This is a genomic window from Vibrio sp. Y29_XK_CS5 (assembly GCF_024181835.1).
Classification (GTDB): domain Bacteria; phylum Pseudomonadota; class Gammaproteobacteria; order Enterobacterales; family Vibrionaceae; genus Vibrio; species Vibrio harveyi.
The window spans coordinates 13,519-34,702 of sequence record NZ_JAMZAM010000017.1 but is presented as its reverse complement, the minus strand read 5'-3'; the positions used below and the strand labels follow the sequence as shown (position 1 = coordinate 34,702).

Here is a 21,184-nt window from a genome sequence, read left to right as displayed (position 1 = left end):
GCCAGCGTTCAATCTGAGCCATGATCAAACTCTTCAATTTAAGATTTTGTTCGGCTCAATGAATACTGAACATTACATAAGTAATGTTTGAATTGACTGTGCTCTTATTGGTTTTCACTTTTAAAAAGTGAAATAAAACAGCTCAAGGCTGCTTCCCAATTCGAATGGTCACTTCGTTTCATTGAAACCTAATTTGATACCGCTTTCCGTTAAGAAAGAAATACCTAATTGGATTATCATCAACGAGTGCCCACACAGATTGATAGGTTCTTATTTTTAAAGAGCTTTTCTAACATTTTCAGCAACTTAGTTGCTCGTCGTTAGGGGTGCGTATCTTACTTCACACCGTGAGAGAGTCAAGCATTTTTTTAAATTCTTTTTTCTCTCTTCCGACTCGCTGTGTGACTTTCGTCTCACTCCGTGTCGGTGGATGCGCAGTATAGGGAGTTGAGAAATTAGCACAAGCGTTTTTTGCAAAAAAACTTTCAACCGAACAAATAACAAACACTTTGTTCAGATATACGGCAAAACAGAGGATCTTTGACGTAATTATTCGATCCTAGAGAGGAGTAAAGTCAGACTTCATTGCAGTCTTCTCGTAGTTTTTCGTCACGTTCTCCTCTTCTTTTCACAGAAATTAAAGGTAAGCCGTCTTACCAATAACCAGTTTCGACTATGGTCTACTTAAACAAAAATCGATTTTTGATTCAGATCACTGCACTTCCTTACATATCGATCAAGAATGATTCTCGTTATCATTATTGGAGAGTTATTCATGAAAGCCGCAGTTGTTAGTGAATTTAAAGGTCCGCTTGTTATCAAGGATATTCCTTTACCCAACGTTAAACCTCGTGATGTACTCGTAAAGGTTCATGCATGTGGTGTTTGTCATACTGATCTGCACGCTTGTCATGGCGATTGGCCGGTAAAACCCAAAATGCCTCTGGTACCAGGACATGAAGGTGTGGGTGAAATCGTCGAAGTTGGCAGCGAGATACATCATCTCAAAGCAGGTGATCGTGTTGGTGTTCCTTGGTTGTATAGTGCATGTGGTCATTGCGACTATTGTTTAGAAGGGCAAGAGACGCTGTGTTTAGATCAACATAACGCTGGTTATTCCGTTGATGGCGGTTATGCAGAGTTCTGTCTTGCTCATGGTGAGTACGTCGTGAAGATTCCAGATGGCTTAAGCTATGTGGATGCAGCTCCCCTCTTCTGTGCAGGTGTTACCACTTATAAGGCACTCAAAGTAACAGATGTAAAACCAGGTCAATGGGTGGCAATTGTCGGTGCAGGTGGTTTAGGTCATTTAGCCATTCAATATGCTGTAGCTATGGGCATGAATGTTATTGCTGTAGATACTGGTGATGAGAAGCTCGCACTCGCTAAAAGTCTAGGTGCGCAACACACCATCGACTTTATGAAAGAGAAACCATCAGAGCGTATTAAGACCATCACTAATGGCGGCGTGCATGGCGTTGTATGTACTGCAGTATCGAAGCCTGCATTCCAAGAGGCTTATCACTCCATACGCCGTGGTGGCGCATGCGTTCTTGTTGGTCTTCCTCCTGAAGAGATGCCAATCCCTATCTTTGATACGGTGCTAAATGGTGTCAAAGTGATTGGCTCTATTGTTGGCACACGCAAAGACTTGCAAGAGTGCTTACAATTCGCAGCAGAAGGAAAAGTAAAAGCCATTACCGAAGTTAAACATCTTGAAGATATCAATGACATCTTTGCTGATATGGAGAAAGGTGAAATTAATGGGCGTATCGTGATGGAGTTTGCCTAGCTTTGGCTGTTGATATCTTTTCTATATAGATAGCAAAAAAAGAGCGGCACTTTCATGCTGCTCTTTTGGTCTTTGCTTTTTACTTGGGGTACTTCAGGTGAAGTCTTGGAAAAGTTATTCTTCTATATAGAAGAAAAGATCAGAGCATCCTTGCCCTTCTCTTTACGACAGAATAGTTAGGGGTATATCTAAATGCCGTTATTGTTCGATGACGCATTGAGCTCGTAAGAGTGGAGCATGCTTGCATTCCCAATAGCGTCATCTTCGAGAGGAACTTAGTTCTTCAATACTTTTACGGTGTAGCTACCATCTTTTTGTTGGTATAGACCGTGGATGTCGGTTTCGAAACCTGGGTAATGCGCACCGATCTCACAAAGCATCTCTAGGAAGTCCAGCACAGGGCGAGACTCTTGAGTCACCATTTCACCAGGAAGTACTAGTGGCACACCTGGAGGGTAAGGAAGGATCATGTTCGCACTTACGCGACCAACCATTTCTTCCAGTTTGATTTCTTCTACGTTACCGCGAAGCTCTTCTTGCCATGCTGCGTGTGGTGTTACTTTCATTTCTGGAAGAACATCGAACGCTTTGTACATTAGCTCTGGTAGGTTGTATTTCTTAGTTAGGTCATGAATTGCTTGTGCTAGTTCTTGAACGCGCATGCCTTCATAAAAGCTTGGATCTTCGTTGTATAGCGAAGGTAGGAAGCTCTTGATGGTTAGGTTCAAGTCGTAGCCACGTTTAAATTCAGTTAGACCGCGTAGCAATTGCATTGCTTTTGATTTGTCGATACCGATTGAGAATAGGAACAACAAGTTGTATGGACCTGTTTTCTCTACCACGATGCCGCGCTCGTCTAGGAATTTAGCCACCAGCGAAGCAGGAATACCTGATTCTTCTAGTTCGCCTTCTTTATTCATCCCTGGAGTCAGTAGCGTTACTTTGATTGGGTCAAGATACATGTGGTTATCATCCATGTTCTTGAAGCCGTGCCATGTGTCGCTAGGGTCTAGTTTCCAACATTCTGTGGTATCGATGTTTTCTGGTTGCCATACATCGAAGAACCAGCTGTCGCTTTCTGCTTCTAGACGTTTGATCTCTTTACGGAAGCGGATTGCGCGATCGATAGAGTCTTGCATCAACTTCTTACCAGTGTTGCCGCGCATCATTGCCGCTGCAGTTTCAGTAGAAGCAACAATGCCGTACTGAGGTGAAGTTGAAGTGTGCATCATGAATGCTTCGTTGAAAGATTCTTTATCAAAGTCGCCTTTCACGTGAATCATTGAAGCTTGTGAGAACGCTGCCAACAGTTTGTGTGTTGATTGTGTTTCGTAGAACACTTTGCCTGGCATCGCTTCACCACTCATACCACATTTACCTTCGTAAATTGGGTTGAAGTTAGTGTAAGGCACCCAAGCACTGTCGAAGTGGATGTGTTTACAATCTAGCGACTCTTTGATGAATTGTGTGTTGTACAGCAAGCCATCGTAAGTTGAGTTAGTCACTACTGCGTAAGTTGGTGCTGTTGCACCTGGTGTTTTCGCCACTTTCTCTGCGATTACATCGCGGCTGAATTCGCTTTGTGGGATACCACCAAGGATGCCGTATGCGTTACGAGTTGGGCGGAAGTAGATTGGTGTCACGTCGCTCATCATCATTAGGTGAGTCAGAGACTTGTGACAGTTACGGTCAATCAGTACTGTGCTGCCTGCTGGCGCTGAGTACATACCAACGATTTTATTCGATGTAGACGTACCGTTAGTTACGATGTACGAGCTGTCTGCATTGAATGTACGTGCGATGTATTCTTCAGCATCTTTATGTGGACCTGAGTGGTCTAGTAGAGAACCTAGTTCAGGCATTGAAATTGATACGTCCGCTTTGAATGTGTTTGGACCGTAAAAATCGTAGAAGATGCTACCAGCAGGGCTTTTCTGGAATGCAGTACCGCCCATGTGACCTGGAGTACAGAAGGTGTATTTACCTTCTTCTACGTATTTGAATAGCGCTTTAGTGAATGGAGGCATGATGGCATCTTTGTATGCCTCAGTCGCTTGGTTGATTTTGATAGCGATGTCGTCAGCCATACCTAAAGCGTACTCGAAGAAGCTCACGTTTAGACGTAGGTCTGTTAGTGAAATGTCTAGAGTAGACTGTTCGTTAGCAAATGCGTGAACAGGCAGTTTTTCGTTGATTTGGCTGATACGTTCACATAGCTCTAGTGAGTATTTATCCCAGTCGAACAGCACACCGCAAATGCGTGGGTTCATCTCAATCATTTTGATCAAGTCTTTATCATCTACTGGGTAAACCACTTCGTAGCCCGCTTTCTCAAGAGCAGCGTGAAGTTGACGAACTGGCTCTTCTTTAAAGAACACACCCATGTGGTTCAAGATAGCGAATATATTCATTTGGACATCTCCAAGGCGAATGAGGGCGCTCTTTGCCATTTACTGGCAATGAGTAAGGTGAGCGCCGCGTGAATTTGGGTTTATGGGCTGGCACCGTAGTGCCAGCGTTTTGGGGATTAGTTGCTTGCTTGGGCAGGCATGTCGTCAGCGTGCATTTTCACGTACTGAGCAAGACCTGCTTTTTTGCTGTAGAACATCAAGATAACTAGAGAAACGATGAAGGTTGCTGTTAGCGTACCGCCCTCTGCACCTGCTAGTGCGATGAAGCAGAACAGACAAGCCACACCAGAGAACAGCATTACGAAGCCGTTACGTGTTGTCATACCTTCGAAGCGAATCAAGTTAATGCTTGAGTAGAAGTAAGGCAGCATAGTTAGTAGAACTGCGTCAGTCGTTAGCTGGTTGAACAGGTCTGATGCGTGTGCTGTTTTAGAGCTGAAGAACATCAGTACAACCATTAGCGCAGTCATCTTGATTGACGCAAGGATTAGACCTTTCTTAGGCACACCGTTTTTATCAGTTTCACCGTAGATTTTAGGGAAGTTGCCGTCGTTTGCTGCGCGTTTACCCGCTTCACCTACTAGCATCATCCAAGAACCTAGCGAAGTGAAACATGCTAGTGCTGTAAATGCTGATACGAATGGCGCTGTCCAGCTACCGAATAGCTCAGTTGTTGCTAGTGCAAATGGCGCACCTGATGCCGCAACTTCTGACGCAGGGAACATGCCGCTGATCATTTGAGTTGATAGGATGTAAATCACACCTGCGATACCAGTACCCAACATAGTTGCTAGTGGTACGGTACGTTTAGGGTTTTCTACCATACCAGTAGATACCGCTGCTGATTCCACACCTACGAATGACCATAGACAGATAAGAACCGCAGTTACTACCGCGTGGCTGTCAGTGCCTGCTGATACGTTCCAGTTTTGGCTGTAAAGCGCAGTATCGAAGTGCGTCCAACCAAATGCGGCTGTACCAACAACTGGGATAAGGATAAGAACTAGACCAAGCGTACATAGACGGCTTACCCAGCTACCACCAAGTAGGTTGACGAAAGTGAAGATCCATACCGATGCAATCGTCGCAATACCTGCTGGGATTGGGTTATTAAGCACAGGGAAGAATACTGAAAGGTAAGAAACACCTGTAATGGCAATAGCCAGGTTACCGATCCAGTTCGCGTGGTAATAAAGAACGCCCGTTTGGAAACCAAATACCGGAGACACTTCGCCAGCATAAGCGATAGGACCACCTTCTTGTGGGTTTTTGGTTGCCAGACGAGCGTAAACGAACGCCAGACTCAGTGCACCGACCAAACAGATCAGCCAACTGAAGATTGAAACAGAGCCTACAGAGGCAAGACTAGAAGGTAATAGTGCAATACCACTACCCATCATGTTACCGGCTACGACACCCGTACAGGCAATAAGGCCGATTTTTTTCGCATTCGATGACATAACATCTCCAAATCTATTCTACTCGAGTCAACATGACTCAAACTGAATGGTTATTAGCGAGATGCTATGAGGAGGAATCTGCTCGACCTCGCTAAATTTCGAAGTGAAGACTACGCCCAAAAACTGGGAAAAAAATAAACTTGGCGTTATCAATAAAACAATTAGCCCATCGGTATAAAGTTGAGATAAACCTTGTAAACACAAAAATATAAAACCAATAAATACAGAAGGTTAGCCCAATAACATCAAACGCTCTTATCGGAAACCTAAAAACATCAACCTCAACAAATTTTCCATCAAGCTTATCAACCTCTATCAACATCAAAAGAAACCATGGTTAATTACCCAAACTGTTGACGCCGCTTTTTCCTACCTTTATTGCTCCGTTGACTTACATCAAACTTCCCTCTTCTTTTCCCCTCGTTCTGCATAGATACCAACGTAAGTACACATAAACAACAGTGTGGTTGTGACAGACAATAAGTACACAAACCAAAGGTAGAGCAATGGGAAAAAAAGGTAGATCTAGCAAAAACTCGATAAGAGCCGCTCATTAATAAACACAAGCAAAATACAAAGATGGTGAGATAGAAGATAGAAGATAGAAGATAGAATGAAAAGCCTACCCCCCTGTAAAGCAAGCTCTATTCAAAAAGCAAGAAGATAGCGATTTAATAACGTAGAGACAAAAAAGCCCCTCACCGAAGTGAAGGGCTAAGTGTCTCTGATTGATAAAAGAGGGCTTACTACAACATACGAACCACAGAAGGGTGCACTGCTCGATACATGGCGTAATCAATCGCCTTCATATTGCTTGGAAAGACCAAGTTTTCGCATAGCAAATAGGTCTCTACAGATGTATCTATATAGAAGGCTTCACTGTAAGACTCACTTGCCCAATCCAAATCACCATCCAATTCCGCGTGCTTGCCTCTAATGACATAAGACAGAACTGAGTCTCGAACCTCGAGAGCTTGATTCAAATGCTGCTTAGCCAAATCGATGTCACCTGCAATGGTCTCATGCAGCGCTAACGCTTCATAAATACGTGGCTGAATTGGTCCCACCATCATCTTTGAATTGGTTTCCAATTTCTCACTCAACTGCTGAACTCTGCCTTTTCTCAGCTCCAATGCAGGATCAAGCGCCTTTTGCACATGATAGGCAATCAACAGCTCAGCTTGTACATAAGCGTTATCCGGTTCAATCTCGAGAATTCTCTCCATCAAGTCGATACCGTGCTGGAATTGATTCGCATCCGACACATTCAAGTAGTGGTTTGCCTCAACAAACTGCTCCAATGCGTCTGGGTTCATTGGCATACCCGCCACCAGCACCTTGGATTTTAATTTTGCATCTGGCACTTTTAGTGCGCGCATCAAATCTAGAGAGGCTTGCTGCATAACCGACTTCAAATGGCTATTGGTTAACGCGTATTGGCGGCTGAACAAAACCTTTTCGGAGGAGTTATTGCGATATTCCACCTCAAGGAAGCTGCCACCGTCGTTTTCTTTAACACGTACCACCACAGACTTACCCGGTACAATACCAGTAGTAAAGGTCGCCTTTTTCAACATGACTCGATAATCACTGACTTGAGCCACATCTGCCATCAACTTCTGTGCAAACCCGTCGGCTAAGTCATAGCTACGACCTTCTTTGCTGAAGTTATCCTGAAACTTGAATTCGATAAGGTGAGTATCAATGGCTTGTGTAATGCGCACTTCAGATTGCTTATAGGTAAACACCCCCATCACCACGACCAAAATACTGATCCAAATGAAGTTCATGAAACCTAATCGCCAAGGGCTGATTTTATTCGGCTTGCGCGGTGCTTTTTTCTCTTTTGACATCTCGCATACAGCGCGAGTTAACGGACCTGCCGGAAATGCAATCGTAGAAGTTGAGATTTCTGATTGTTCTTCTTCGATTTCTTCTACGATCGGAGCAAGAATCTCTGTATCACAATGACGGCTAGCGAGGAATTCCTCGTGCGTCATCGGCGTCACATTTGCTACCAACTTGTAACCACGTTTAGGCACAGTGATCACGTAGCTGGTGTTTTCTTCTCGACCGTCGCGCAGCAGTTTACGCAGTTCAAAAATGGATTGCGTCACAACTTGGTCAGTCACAATCGCACCCGCCCAAACGTATTGGATCAGCTCTTCGCGGTTGAACACTTCACTAGCGTGCTCTGCAAGAAAATGCAGCAAATTAATTAAGCGTGGCTCAACGGTAACTTCCCTGTCTTGTCGATACAGCTTATTTTCATCAACGCTCAAAACCCAGTCATTGATTTGAAAATAGACTCCAACCATGTATGAAAACTCTCGTATCTAATAGACAGCGTCGCTTTAGGAATAGATAGGACTACACATTCTTACAGTCGACTAAAGCCGAGATTATAGGTGGGAAAACGGCTTGAACCTAGAAAAGCAAGCCGCCAAAAATGCAAACTTAAATTAAGTAGCACGCTACTCAAGGGCTGCGAGGATAGAACAGTGGCTGGCATCGTCATTGTTATGCCCACAGCAAGCGTCATTGATCTTCTTTAATGCGGTGCGAATCTTTGTCAGTTCCGCTATTTTTTCATCAATTAAAGTTAACTTTGCAGAAGTGATAGCTTTTACTTCTGCACAGCTGTGTTCTGTCGCTTCTAATTTGATTTCTAGAAGCTCTTTTATTTCCTCTAAACTTAAGCCAAGCTCTTTCGCTTTGAGAATGAAGCGTACCTGTTTTTGGTTTTCTTCGTTGTATAAGCGATAGCCCGATTCACTTCGCCCTGCGGGCTGGATCAGTGTATTTTTTTCGTAGAAACGTAATGTATCGGCAGTCACACCACAGCGTTTCGCCAGTTCACCTATCTGAAACATAACTTTCCTTATTAACTATCTCGTTACTTTTAAAGCCAAAGATCGAGTTTTTTGCAATTATTTTTGAGATGCCAAACGATTGCGCGAGCTTTTTTGTAATAAATTGGTTAGAATACGCGCCATCAAATAGTGGAGACTGTTTTCTAAGCATGAAAACACCTGCAAAGGTCTTTACCAAAACTGGCCAATATTTTACCCCATGAGGTAAAAACAAGTTCATTTTTGGCAAACATCTTTAACTCCGTGAATTTGAGGAAAATGGAAGCATGAACAACGCTCGTCCTATTCGCCGTGCGCTTATCAGCGTATCAGACAAAACAGGTATTGTTGAGTTTGCACAAGCTCTTGCTGAGCGCGGTGTCGATATCCTATCTACTGGTGGTACGGCTCGTCTACTTGCTGAGCAAGGCATCGCAGTAACCGAAGTCTCTGACTACACTGGTTTCCCAGAAATGATGGACGGTCGCGTTAAGACGCTTCACCCGAAAGTTCACGGTGGTGTACTGGGTCGCCGTGGTCAAGATGATGACGTGATGGAAAAACACGGCATCAACCCTATCGATATGGTTGTTGTTAACCTATACCCATTCGCAGAAACCGTAGCAAAAGAGGGTTGTACTCTAGCTGACGCAGTTGAAAACATCGATATCGGCGGTCCAACTATGGTTCGCTCTGCTGCGAAAAACCACAAAGACGTGACTATCGTCGTTAACGCAGGTGATTACCAGCGCGTAATCGCAGAGATGGATGCAAACGACAAATCCCTTACTCTAGATACCCGTTTCGACCTTGCTATCGCAGCATTTGAGCACACTGCGGCTTACGATGGCATGATCGCAAACTACTTCGGCACTATGGTTCCATCTTACGGTGAGAACAAAGAAGGTGATGAACCTTCTCCTGAAAACAAGAGCAAATTCCCTCGAACATTCAACCAACAGTTCGAGAAAAAACAAGATATGCGCTACGGTGAGAATAGCCACCAAGCAGCTGCTTTTTACGTAGAAGCAAACCCACAAGAGGCGTCTGTTTCTACTGCTCGCCAAATCCAAGGTAAAGCCCTTTCTTACAACAACATCGCAGACACAGATGCAGCACTTGAGTGTGTGAAAGAGTTCAACGAACCAGCATGTGTGATCGTAAAACACGCGAACCCATGTGGTGTGGCTCTAGGTAAAGACATCCTAGAAGCGTACAACCGCGCTTACCAAACTGACCCAACATCTGCATTCGGCGGCATCATTGCATTCAACCAAGAGCTAGATGCTGAAACAGCAACCGCTATTGTTGAACGTCAATTCGTTGAAGTCATCATCGCACCTTGTGTTTCTGCTGAAGCGATTGAAGTGGTTGCAGCGAAGAAGAACGTGCGCCTGCTTGAGTGTGGCGAATGGTCAACGAAGACAACGGGCTTTGACATGAAACGCGTCAACGGCGGTCTACTGGTTCAAGACCGTGACCAAGGCATGGTAAGCCTAGATGACCTGAAAGTGGTTTCTAAGCGTCAACCAACAGAAGAAGAGCTGAAAGATGCACTATTCTGCTGGAAGGTAGCGAAATTCGTGAAATCAAACGCGATTGTTTACGCGAAAGGTGACATGACCATCGGCGTAGGCGCAGGTCAAATGAGCCGCGTTTACTCAGCGAAAATTGCGGGAATCAAAGCAGCAGACGAAGGTCTAGAAGTCGCAGGTAGCGTAATGGCATCTGATGCGTTCTTCCCATTCCGTGATGGTATCGATGCAGCAGCAGAAGCTGGCATCAAGTGTGTGATTCAACCTGGCGGCTCGATGCGTGATGACGAAGTTATCGCAGCAGCAGACGAACACGGCATGGCAATGATCTTTACAGGTATGCGTCACTTCCGCCACTAGAAAGAAAAGATGCGAGAGCGCTTCGCTACTGGATACAAGAGCGTTGCGCTTCGAGATGAGCAACACTTTCCTTTCGTGTTGCTCAAACATTTTCTAGTTCTACTACTATCAATTTTGATTGAAGGTTTAAAACATGAATGTACTTATCATTGGTTCAGGCGGTCGTGAACACGCACTAGGTTGGAAAGCGGCGCAAAACCCAAATGTTGAGACTATCTTCGTTGCTCCGGGTAACGCAGGCACAGCACTAGAGCCTAAACTAGAGAACGTAAATATCGCAGTAGAAGACATCGCAGGTCTGGTTGCATTCGCAAAAGAGAAAGCCATTGAGTTGACCATCGTTGGTCCTGAAGCACCATTGGTTATCGGTGTTGTGGATGCTTTCCGAGAAGCCGGTCTGCCAATCTTTGGTCCAACACAAGCAGCAGCGCAGCTTGAAGGCTCTAAAGCGTTTACTAAAGACTTTCTTGCTCGTCACCAAATCCCGACGGGAGCATACGCAAACTTCACTGAAATCGAACCTGCACTCGCTTACGTACGTGAACAAGGTGCACCAATTGTAGTCAAAGCTGATGGTCTTGCCGCTGGCAAAGGCGTGATTGTGGCAATGACACTAGAAGAAGCTGAAGACGCCATCAAGGATATGCTAGCGGGTAATGCATTTGGTGATGCTGGCAGTCGTGTGGTTATCGAAGAATTCCTAGATGGGGAAGAAGCAAGCTTCATCGTGATGGTGGATGGTGAGAACGTTTTGCCAATGGCCACCAGCCAAGACCACAAACGCGTAGGCGACAAAGATACCGGTCCAAACACAGGCGGCATGGGCGCTTATTCTCCTGCTCCAGTGGTAACATCTGAAATTCATAACCGCATCATGGAAGAAGTGATTTACCCAACAGTGCGTGGGATGGCTTCAGAAGGCAACCCTTACACAGGTTTCCTATACGCGGGTTTAATGATCGATAAAGACGGTACGCCGAAAGTGATCGAGTACAACTGCCGCTTTGGTGATCCAGAAACGCAACCGATCATGATGCGCATGGAATCGGATCTTGTTGATCTATGTCTGACTGCTATTGATGCCAAACTGGATCAAGTGGAATCAAAATGGGATCCACGAGCATCGATTGGTATTGTGTTAGCCGCCGGAGGCTACCCTGCTGCGTACGACAAGGGCGACGTTATCTCAGGTCTTCCACAAGTTGAAATTGAAGGTGAGAAGGTCTTCCACGCAGGTACAAACAACAAAGACGGCGACATTGTGACAAACGGCGGCCGTGTACTTTGTGCAACAGCACTTGGTAACAGCGTATCAGAAGCACAGCAACGCGCTTATGAACTTGCAAAACAGATCAGTTGGGATGGCATGTTCCATCGCAACGATATCGGCTACCGTGCAATCGCACGTGAGCAAGAAAAATAAAAACAACTTCAGTTGGCTAAAAAGACAAAAGGCGCATTAAGCGCCTTTTTTATTCATGTGACTCCACTAGCATGAAGCTAAGCTCAGAACTTATTCAGAGATCAGCTTTGGTCGTGGGATACAATCAAAGTTGTCATCATTGAGCATCAACAATTCGTCAACAGTTGCTGTATTACGTGACTCTTTGCCGATAAATGCAATGTAGCTATCTACCGATGCCAATCTATCAATCACAAACTTAGGTAAAGTCTGGTTAAATTCTAGCGTCGCGAACTCACGTCCTTTGCAGGTTTCGAACGTCTCGCCATCCCAATAGCCCTGAATTAAACTCTGACCTTCGCGAGATTGACTCTTGATCGAAGCAACCACATCATTCGCTTCTGTCTTGTAACGCTCTAGCTGATCACGTCGTAAAGGCAGCACTTTCCCGTTCACACGGTATTGCTGATAGATCGCATCGCCATCTTTATTGAATCGAATGTGGATTTGAAAAGGCACCAATCCTTGTTTTGTATCGAGTTGCTCACCTTTTCGAATCAACTCTCTTAGCTCACCATCGTCCCAGCGATAATCACTCTGATACGAGCTGGAATCACCCATAGCTACGTAGTCTGCAGCCGTACTAACGCGTGTCAGACGTTCTGTCATCCAATACAAACTGGTGGCATCACCCATGATTTTCCCGCCAGAGAAATGGGTAAATTGGTCAAGGTTTGGGGTTTCAACAGAAGAACAGCCAACAAGAGCGAGGCTTGATAAAAGGAGTGAAGTGAGTAGATGTTTTTTCATGAAATTGCACCGAGGCAGGATACCTCGGTGCATTTTAACTTAGTTTACTGATTCTTTCAGCGCTTTACCTGCTACGAATGCTGGTACGTTAGCTGCTGCGATTTGAATCTCGTCACCAGTCTTAGGGTTACGACCAGTACGTGCAGCGCGGTGGTTTACTTTGAATGTACCAAAACCAATTAGTTGAACTTGGTCACCCTCTTTAAGAGCGCCAGTAACACCCTCAAGAGTTGCTTCAAGAGCAGCTTTAGCTTGTGCTTTAGATAGGTCTGCTTTCTCTGCAATAAAGTCGATTAATTGGGTCTTGTTCATTAGGTTTCCCTTCTCATATGTTATCGAATTCATCTCACTCTAAAACATAAATGCCCCATCTGGCAAAGGTTTGTAAGCGATCTTTCGATTTTCTGACGTAGTTTTAGCCATAATATGAGTAATAACTCACAATTTGTTACTACTTGTACGGGCAAAGCGCTTGCTTTCTAATGCAATTAGAACGATTTATAGGGCGCTTTTGCGGTTATAATCGCTTAAAATCCCGACTATCACATTACATTCAAGGGCAACTATGCTGCTGTTATCCATTTATATCTCTATTGCTATCGGCATTTCGTTTATCTGTTCGGTACTGGAGGCGGTACTTCTTAGTATCAGTCCGAGCTACATTGCGCAGCTCAAACAACAGGGGCACCCTGCTTCTGCTCAGTTAGAAAAACTGAAAGCAGACATCGACCGACCACTGGCTTCGATCCTGACCCTGAACACCATTGCTCACACTATCGGTGCAGCAACGGCAGGTGCACAAGCGGCGGTAGTGTTCGGTAGCGAAGCACTAGGTATCTTCTCTGCGGTACTGACACTGGCGATTCTTGTTCTATCAGAAATTGTACCTAAGACGATTGGTGCAACTTACTGGCGCCAACTTGCACCATCTGCGGCGGTATCGCTGCGCTGGATGGTATGGGCACTAACGCCATTCGTATGGTTCTCTGAGCAAATCACTAAGCGCCTAGCTCGTAACCACGAAGCACCGAAGATGCGCGATGAGTTATCTGCTATGGCCATTCTGGCAAAAGAGAGTGGAGAGTTCGCAGAAGGCGAATCAAAGATCCTGAGCAACCTACTGGGCATTCAAGACGTGCCAGTAACACAAGTCATGACACCGCGTCCGGTCGTATTCCGCGTAGACGCAACCATGACCATCAACGACTTCCTAGAGAAGCATAAAGAGACGCCTTTCTCTCGCCCACTGGTTTACAGCGAACAGAAAGATAACATCATTGGTTTTGTGCACCGTCTAGAGCTGTTCAAGCTGCAACAATCGGGCAGTGGTCAAAAACAACTCGGTTCGGTCATGCGTCCAATCCAAGTGGTACTGAACAACACAGCTCTACCAAAAGTGTTTGACCAAATGATGACTCACCGTCTGCAGCTAGCGCTTGTGGTTGACGAATACGGCACAGTACAAGGCTTGGTAACGCTAGAAGACATCTTTGAGCACCTATTGGGTGAAGAGATCATCGATGAAGCGGATAAGAGCACAGACATGCAAGAACTGGCTTACCAACGCTGGGAAAGCTGGAAAGAAAAGCACGGCGTAATTGAAAGCCGCGATGACGATGAAGAAGAGGAAGGGCTGGAGAAACAGGACAAAGAGCCAGAAGCTCAAGAGCCAACGAAGCCAGAATCTAAAGAATCGTAATCAGTACTGGGCATAACAGCCCATATGCAAAAATAAAAAGGCATCCAATTTGGATGCCTTTGTTCTGTCTATTCAATAATTAAAGTGTGATGCCGATATTGCTCACGGCGTCTTCACGTAGCTCTTCACGCAAATCTTTAATCAAGCAGATGTCGCGTTCCACCGCTTCACGCAGTGGACGGAAGATCGCCCATTGAACATCCCACTCTTCACATACGGCTTCATTTTCTTTTTGATTGTCGTTGGTGATTGGCTCCGCACCTTGTGCTTGTTCTAGGTCAGCAACGGTTTTTACCGACTGTTGGCTCACTTTAAGCATTGAGTCGAAAAGGTAGTCGCGATCCAACAGGCCATGCAACAATGTCGACAGGCTCTGACACGCGTCCATCGCTGGGTAAACACCGTAAAAATCGAATTCATCCGCACTTGGGAACAACTCTTCTAACTTCTCTAATTGACGTTCGAAGTTAATTTTCGCGTTCTTAACCGTCAGAATTTCCCATACACTATCAAGAATCGCTCGGTAAGCACGTGGCTCAGCAAATTCTGTATTCTCACAAAACATCGCATAGTTTGGATACATGCGTTCACACAGACACGCCATGAAGGTAATTTGTTGCCAAGGTTCTAGTTTTTCCAAACGAACCTGAAGAGGATTCTTAAGCATAGTCACTCAATCATTGAAGAAAAAAACAGCGAAAGTGTACTTGATTCATCACAGGGAAAAAAGTTAATGCAGCATCCAAATCAGATTTTCCTGCTCTCAGAGCATCGCGACACCTACGAAACGTTACTGGCAGAGAAAAATCTGCCCGATCTTTGCCTCACCGACCAACCTGAAGAAGCTCAGATCGTACTGGCGGATCCACCATTACTATCACAAAGGTTAGACGAGTTTTCACAGCTTGAGTGGGTGCAATCCACATTTGCTGGTGTGAATGCCTTAATGTCACCAAATCTACGCCAGGATTACACTTTAACCAACGTACGCGGCATTTTCGGACCATTAATTGCCGAGTACGTAATTGGCTACTGCATTGCTCACTTCCGCCACTTTATGCAATACCACCAGCAACAGCAGAACAAGCAGTGGCAACCGCATCTGTACACCTCGCTGCAAAGCAAAACTATGGTGATTGTTGGTACAGGCAGTATTGGTAGCTACTTGGGGAATGCAGCGCAATTGATGGGAATAAAGACTATCGGAGTGAATCGTACCGGGATTCCAACCTATGGCGGTGAATTTGCTCAAACCTATCACATCAATGAACTAGCAAGCGCTTTTCACCAAGCGGATATTGTTGTGAATACGCTACCGAGCACACCGGATACGCAGCGCTTACTCAATAGTGAAGTGTTAAGCCACCTTAATCAGGCACTGTTATTTAATGTCGGAAGAGGTGATGTGATTGATGATGCAGGTCTATTGCTCGCGCTCAAGAATCGCTGGGTGGAACATGCTTTTCTCGATGTATTTGAACAAGAACCACTCTCGCCGCAACATCCGTTTTGGAAACTTCCGCAGGTAACCATCACACCCCACATCGCAGCATTGAGTTTCCCTGAGCAAGTGGTCGACATTTTTGCAGATAACTACTTGAGTTGGCGAGACGGTTTCTCTCTTAATAATCAGGTCGATTTCGATAAAGGGTATTAACCATCTTATGTCTTTAGAAACATTGCTAAAGCAAGTACGTGCCTGCCAGATCTGTGCAGACGATTTACCTTTGGGTGCAAACCCTATCGTACAAGCCGCAAAAGACGCACGCATTCTAATCATCGGACAAGCGCCGGGAACGCGCGTACACAAAACCTCGATACCTTGGAACGATCCAAGCGGCGATCGGTTACGCCAATGGCTCGATATCGACAAAGACATTTTCTACGACCCAAACAAAATTGCCATTGTCCCAATGGGCTTCTGTTATCCAGGTAAAGGAAACTCAGGTGATCTACCACCTCGTAAAGAATGTGCGCCAGCTTGGCATAAACAGATTCTTGAGCAGTTGCCCAATATAGAGCTGACGCTACTGATTGGTCAGTACTCACAGCAGTACTATCTCACCAACAAACCAAAGACGCTCACGCAAACTGTTCAGCAATGGCAGGATTGGGAACCTGACTTTATTCCACTTCCCCACCCTTCTCCACGCAACACATTGTGGTTAAAGAAGAACCCTTGGTTTGAATCTGACGTCGTGCCATATCTTAAAAAACGCGTTCATTCGATGCTTTAGGTTACCCATGATCTAATTGCTTGTTTATCTGTACAAGAAAACTAGAACATAAACCCCGCAATCATAAGCCTTTGTTTATATTAAACTTTAATGTCTAACGTGCAGCTAGAATAGTAATTAGATCATGGCAGACCAAATACTATCAGAGCTGTACTATCTTGAATTTCAGGTAAAAAAATACCGGCACTGATTGCCGGTATTTAATTTCAAAAAGTCGAAGTTACTTGTGGTATGGCTTAGATAGCTCGTGTACCGCTTCCACAAACACACCTGCGTTTTCTGGCGGCACATCCAAGTGGATACCGTGACCTAGGTTGAACACGTGACCAGTACCTGCATCGCCAAAGCCTTCTAGAATACCCGCGACTTCTTCACGGATACGCTCTGGTGAAGCGTAAAGCATTGATGGGTCCATGTTACCTTGTAGAGCCACTTTATCACCGATACGCGCTTTCGCGTCTGCGATGTTGATTGTCCAGTCTAGACCTACCGCATCGCAGCCCGTTGCTGCGATTTGCTCAAGCCACATACCACCGTTCTTAGTGAACAGCGTTACTGGTACACGGCGACCGTCGTTTTCACGAATCAGACCATCTACAATCTTGTGCATGTATTGCAGAGAGAACAGGTTGTAGTCACGAGGTGTCAGTACACCACCCCATGTATCAAATACCATCACCGATTGTGCACCCGCTTTAATTTGCGCGTTTAGGTACTCGATAACGCTGTCTGCTAGCTTATCTAGAAGTAGATGCAGAGTTTGTGGTTCTGCGTACATCATCTTCTTGACCTTGGTGAACGCTTTCGAGCTGCCGCCTTCAACCATGTAAGTCGCCAGTGTCCATGGGCTCCCAGAGAAACCAATCAGTGGAACGTCACCATTCAAGTCTTTGCGGATTTGACGCACTGCGTTCATTACGTATTGCAGTTCGCCTTCTGGATCCGGCAGACCGATCTTTTCAACGTCTGCTTTGCAAGTGATTGGTTTATCGAAAACCGGACCTTCACCAGCAGCAAAACGAAGTTCTAAGCCCATTGCATCTGGGATAGTTAGGATGTCAGAGAACAAGATCGCTGCATCAAGAGGAAAACGGCGTAGTGGTTGAAGCGTTACTTCTGACGCCAACTCCGCGTTTTTACACAAAGACATGAAATCGCCCGCTTGCGCACGAGTTGCTTTGTATTCTGGTAGGTAACGACCTGCCTGACGCATCATCCATACTGGCGTGTAATCTACTGGCTCTTTTAAAAGGGCACGCAGATAACGATCATTTTTTAATTCAGTCATTCCGTAATTCCAATTGTTAGGCTTTCTTTGAAAGGGGGTATTCTATCACTGATTTAAGGCTAATAGCTGTGTGCTTTGCAACCTGGATCAAGTTATTAACTTTTAAATCAGTGCTTAATTTGCACCCAATCGGTATCAGTGTTAAAAATTTGTTCGCTAGCGAAAACTACAATTATAAACTGAGTACCCGGTACTCAGCATCTCATAACGACATCTTACTTACCCCCTCCCTCTCGGAGGGTTTTTTTTATCTATTTTTCAATGAATTAAAAAAGCCACCTTACGGTGGCTTCATATTTCATAATCATGATTGGCAAACTTTTTTCATGACCCCTTTTACATATCCTTTGGATAGGTAAGTCGGACACAAGGTCTCCCGCACCGATTGCGAGTCAATAATGTAATTCTCAAAGTTTGTTAGTGCCGTGTTAGCACACCCATTTGTTGCGACTTCTTTTGCCAATGCAAACTGAGAATTACTCGGTCGATCAAGCGTATACAACAGCGCATTCGAGACCTTTTCATCTGCACAGTATTCCGGAGACTGCTTGACTGCCGCGGCATAGAATGGAATCGCGAGAGATTTAGAGACATTTTGGAACACCTTAGTCCCTTCTTCAAAACTTACGTTACCCGCAGGAGAGAGTTCGGCGAGCAGTTGTCCGTAGCTCTCTACACACCCTTCCATCGAATACTTGATACAAGATTGCGCTGCCGGAACTAAGGCTTTTGCAAAGCTTTGAGTAAAATCACTGGATTGAGACAGAAACGCATACTCAGTGAGTAGCTGCTGCCCTAAACCAATAGCGCTATCAGCGGCTCCGGAAGAAACGTAACTATTGAAAGCTCCTGTTGCAGCATCTGCCACCAGTCCTTGCCAAGCATCATCTCGCTTTGATGGACGAATATCATTGGCATGATAGAGCAGCTCATTCCAGCTTTGTGCTTTATGAAGAGCGGTTAAATCTTCCATAGAGTAACGCTCTTCAGCGACCGCAGAAAAGCTTGAAGCCATGGCAACTAAGGGGAAGAGTATTTTTTTCATTACCTTAGTTCCACGCTTGCTTGAGATATTTCAGCGTTGAAGAGTCGTAAGCCGCGTTCGGGTTCAAAGCGACTTTAAGCACACTGCCACCATCATCAAGAGAGAAACCTGCTTTACGCGCCTTCACAGAGTCTTGACCAACAAATTGGATTTGTTGAACTTTTTGGAACTCTTCTTTATAAAGTGCGGCATGTTCAGTCGTCGTGCATAGCTTAACCATATCATCGTAGATATAGTTGATTAAGCCACCCAGCCAACCTGTGGTTTTTACTTTGTCTAAACGAGCTTCAGCAAAGTCGTAGTCATCCCACGCAGCCCAGTCAAAGTTTGTTTCAAGAACTTCATTGCCACAAGCGGTTTGCACTTTTGCGACGTTTTCCGTCATTGTATTTTCGGTCAACATACGCTTCGCTTTCACTTCAATACTTGCCTGTGCCGAAACACTTACCAAAGAAAAAGACGCAATACCTAGCCATAACGCTGATCTGTATTTCATTAGACATACTCCTTTATTAATCATTGTGTCATTACAGAATGCTGTGCTAGGTCAGTCTAACAACCCCCTTTGTCTCAAAAGTGATTCTACATTTTCCTTTAATCGCTTTACGAGTCGGCTCTCAAGCCTGCTGAATATCACTAATTGTTTGCTCAATTAATGCTCTTGCGATTGTCCCTTTTGGGGCTACTGGCGGCATATCATCAACGCCAAACCATTGAGCATCAGACAGCTCGGTGTAATCAGGATTCAATTCACCAGACTCGTAATCCGCAAGAAATGCCATCATCATGCTGGATGGAAAGGCCCATGGTTGGCTGCCAAAATAGCGAATATTTTTAACGTGTACGCCGGTCTCTTCGTGCACCTCGCGTGTCACACACTCCTCCAAGGTTTCACCCACCTCTAAAAAGCCCGCTATTACGGTATACATGCCATTTCGATGGCGAGGGTGCTGAGCTAACAAGATTTGGTTGTCTTTACGCACAGCGACAATGATGCATGGGAAAATACGCGGATAATGCAAAGTACGGCACTCACCACACTGCATTGCCAATTGATTGTTATTGAGGAAATTGCGACCACCGCATTGCGGACAAAAACGCAGGCTTTGTGTCATATGACCATACTGAATGGCTTTACTGATCAAAAGAAAAAGGGAGTCTGAGAAATGGAGACAATCACGCAGAGACACCAGTTCTAAATCGTGGTCTAAATCCGACAGGTTTACCCACATCACCGGGACATCTTGGTATTCACCTATCTGCCTTGCACTCGCTTCTGGCAGTGAGAACTGCTCTGCATTGCCAAATGGTATAGCACCATCCACCAGCCAAACATCGCTTCCTGAGACAACACACCAATAGGCGTTTTTCGTACGGTTAACTTCACCTTTTCTTAACATTACAGCGTCCCTTTGCTTGAAGTTCATTCATTTTACTGGCAATCTAATTTCATACCAGAGTTTGTCGTTCGCTAAATTTGCAACTATAAATTCTAGTAAGGACAAGAGTTTGTAATCACTTTACTAACTTTGCTTTGCAAAGGATACGTTCGCCAACGGGCGATCAGATCATGAGGGCATGGTCATGCTAAAAAAATTCAAACAAACACAAGACCAATGGGGCGGCTCCAGTGACGTTATTGACCATTGGCTGGAAACGAGACAATCTCTGATTGTCGAATATTGTAAGCTTGCAGCACTGCAACCTTGTTCGAAATCCAATGTCATTGAACTCCCTTCCCCTGACGAACTTCAGCACTTCTGCCAACACCTTGTGGATTATATCTCTGAAGGTCATTTTAAAATCTACGATATGGTGATGGATAAGTGGAAAGCCACTGGCTTTGTTGCTACTGATGAAATTAACCAAACTTACGCGAAGATCGTCCTCACTACTGAGCCGTTGTTGAACTTTACCGACAAATATTCTGATGTTTCAGCCGAAGATGAACTGGCTGATTTTGACGAAGATATGTCTTTGATTGGGGAAATCATTGAGACACGCTTCGCGGTAGAAGACCACTTGATTCAGTTGATTGCCGACAGTTTAGCGATGCCGCCTGGCGCATAGCGAGAAGCGAGAAGCGAGAAGCGAGAAGCGAGAAGCGAGAAGCGAGAAGCGAGAAGCGAGAAGCGAGAAGCGAGAAGCGAGAAGCGAGAAGCGAGAAGCGAGAAGCGAGAAGCGAGAAGCGAGAAAATTCTTAAGGGTTGGCGTGTGCACGTCAACCCTTTTTGTTTTTCGGGATTCGCTTCTATTTTATCTTTCTAGGGATAAGTCCAGTCAACACCCTCTT

Annotated in this window: 18 protein-coding genes; 7 read left to right on the top strand and 11 right to left on the bottom strand. The window is 45.1% G+C overall.

The window, feature by feature from the left end; genetic code table 11:
• The first annotated feature begins 775 nt into the window (after positions 1-775).
• Positions 776-1,792, top strand: a complete 1,017-nt coding sequence (gene adhP / locus NL647_RS26625; protein ID WP_009697531.1) for an alcohol dehydrogenase AdhP — start codon at positions 776-778, stop codon at positions 1,790-1,792.
• 275 nt (positions 1,793-2,067) lie between these two features.
• Here the strand turns inward: adhP and NL647_RS26620 are convergent, their stop codons facing one another.
• The 4 genes from NL647_RS26620 to zntR form a co-directional block, all read right to left on the bottom strand.
• Positions 2,068-4,203, bottom strand: a complete 2,136-nt coding sequence (locus NL647_RS26620; protein WP_005451159.1) for a lysine decarboxylase CadA — start codon at positions 4,201-4,203, stop codon at positions 2,068-2,070.
• 116 nt (positions 4,204-4,319) lie between these two features.
• Positions 4,320-5,663, bottom strand: coding sequence for a cadaverine/lysine antiporter (gene cadB, locus NL647_RS26615; protein WP_005434864.1), 1,344 nt, complete (start codon positions 5,661-5,663; stop codon positions 4,320-4,322).
• A 746-nt stretch (positions 5,664-6,409) separates the two neighbouring features.
• Positions 6,410-7,981, bottom strand: a complete 1,572-nt coding sequence (gene cadC / locus NL647_RS26610; protein ID WP_253650894.1) for a lysine decarboxylation/transport transcriptional activator CadC — start codon at positions 7,979-7,981, stop codon at positions 6,410-6,412.
• Between the two features lie 156 nt (positions 7,982-8,137).
• On the bottom strand, positions 8,138-8,536 hold the full coding sequence (gene zntR / locus NL647_RS26605) for a Zn(2+)-responsive transcriptional regulator (RefSeq protein WP_005451151.1): 399 nt from the start codon (positions 8,534-8,536) through the stop codon (positions 8,138-8,140).
• 266 nt (positions 8,537-8,802) lie between these two features.
• Between zntR and purH the strand changes: the two genes are divergently transcribed.
• On the top strand, positions 8,803-10,410 hold the full coding sequence (gene purH / locus NL647_RS26600; RefSeq protein ID WP_050940836.1) for a bifunctional phosphoribosylaminoimidazolecarboxamide formyltransferase/IMP cyclohydrolase: 1,608 nt from the start codon (positions 8,803-8,805) through the stop codon (positions 10,408-10,410).
• 133 nt (positions 10,411-10,543) lie between these two features.
• Positions 10,544-11,833 (top strand): phosphoribosylamine--glycine ligase, encoded by a 1,290-nt coding sequence (gene purD, locus NL647_RS26595; protein ID WP_199451201.1) that lies wholly within the window; start codon positions 10,544-10,546, stop codon positions 11,831-11,833.
• 90 nt (positions 11,834-11,923) lie between these two features.
• On the opposite strand, the gene NL647_RS26590 is transcribed toward purD, so the two are convergent.
• Both NL647_RS26590 and hupA read right to left on the bottom strand, forming a co-directional pair.
• A complete protein-coding gene (locus NL647_RS26590) occupies positions 11,924-12,622 on the bottom strand; it encodes a DUF1481 domain-containing protein (RefSeq protein ID WP_253650893.1) in 699 nt (232 codons plus the stop codon).
• A gap of 39 nt (positions 12,623-12,661) precedes the next feature.
• Positions 12,662-12,934: a nucleoid-associated protein HU-alpha gene (hupA, locus tag NL647_RS26585; RefSeq protein ID WP_005433627.1), complete on the bottom strand. Its 273-nt coding sequence runs from the start codon at positions 12,932-12,934 to the stop codon at positions 12,662-12,664.
• A gap of 253 nt (positions 12,935-13,187) precedes the next feature.
• Here hupA and NL647_RS26580 point away from each other — a divergent pair, with 253 nt between their 5' ends.
• On the top strand, positions 13,188-14,321 hold the full coding sequence (locus NL647_RS26580) for a CNNM domain-containing protein (RefSeq protein ID WP_005451141.1): 1,134 nt from the start codon (positions 13,188-13,190) through the stop codon (positions 14,319-14,321).
• A 79-nt stretch (positions 14,322-14,400) separates the two neighbouring features.
• On the opposite strand, the gene NL647_RS26575 is transcribed toward NL647_RS26580, so the two are convergent.
• The gene (locus tag NL647_RS26575) at positions 14,401-14,988 is read right to left on the bottom strand and encodes a YjaG family protein (RefSeq protein ID WP_005451139.1); all 588 of its coding nucleotides are present in this window, start codon (positions 14,986-14,988) and stop codon (positions 14,401-14,403) included.
• Positions 14,989-15,054: 66 nt separating this feature from the next.
• On the opposite strand from NL647_RS26575, the gene NL647_RS26570 reads away from it, so the two are divergent.
• Positions 15,055-15,978 (top strand): D-2-hydroxyacid dehydrogenase, encoded by a 924-nt coding sequence (locus tag NL647_RS26570; protein WP_017191157.1) that lies wholly within the window; start codon positions 15,055-15,057, stop codon positions 15,976-15,978.
• A 7-nt stretch (positions 15,979-15,985) separates the two neighbouring features.
• On the top strand, positions 15,986-16,558 hold the full coding sequence (locus NL647_RS26565) for a uracil-DNA glycosylase family protein (protein WP_009697536.1): 573 nt from the start codon (positions 15,986-15,988) through the stop codon (positions 16,556-16,558).
• 220 nt (positions 16,559-16,778) lie between these two features.
• Here the strand turns inward: NL647_RS26565 and hemE are convergent, their stop codons facing one another.
• The 4 genes from hemE to nudC all read right to left on the bottom strand — a co-directional run bounded on the left by hemE (position 16,779) and on the right by nudC (position 20,291).
• Positions 16,779-17,846: a uroporphyrinogen decarboxylase gene (gene hemE / locus NL647_RS26560; RefSeq protein ID WP_049538091.1), complete on the bottom strand. Its 1,068-nt coding sequence runs from the start codon at positions 17,844-17,846 to the stop codon at positions 16,779-16,781.
• Positions 17,847-18,150: 304 nt separating this feature from the next.
• Positions 18,151-18,891 carry a hypothetical protein gene (locus tag NL647_RS26555; RefSeq protein ID WP_005451134.1) on the bottom strand — a complete coding sequence of 247 codons (741 nt, stop codon included), beginning with the start codon at positions 18,889-18,891 and terminating at the stop codon, positions 18,151-18,153.
• Positions 18,892-18,895: 4 nt separating this feature from the next.
• Positions 18,896-19,387, bottom strand: coding sequence for a hypothetical protein (locus NL647_RS26550; protein WP_005451133.1), 492 nt, complete (start codon positions 19,385-19,387; stop codon positions 18,896-18,898).
• Positions 19,388-19,508: 121 nt separating this feature from the next.
• Positions 19,509-20,291, bottom strand: coding sequence for an NAD(+) diphosphatase (gene nudC, locus NL647_RS26545; protein WP_026138199.1), 783 nt, complete (start codon positions 20,289-20,291; stop codon positions 19,509-19,511).
• A 178-nt stretch (positions 20,292-20,469) separates the two neighbouring features.
• On the opposite strand from nudC, the gene NL647_RS26540 reads away from it, so the two are divergent.
• A complete protein-coding gene (locus tag NL647_RS26540; protein ID WP_005434886.1) occupies positions 20,470-20,961 on the top strand; it encodes an Rsd/AlgQ family anti-sigma factor in 492 nt (163 codons plus the stop codon).
• Positions 20,962-21,184: the final 223 nt, after the last annotated feature.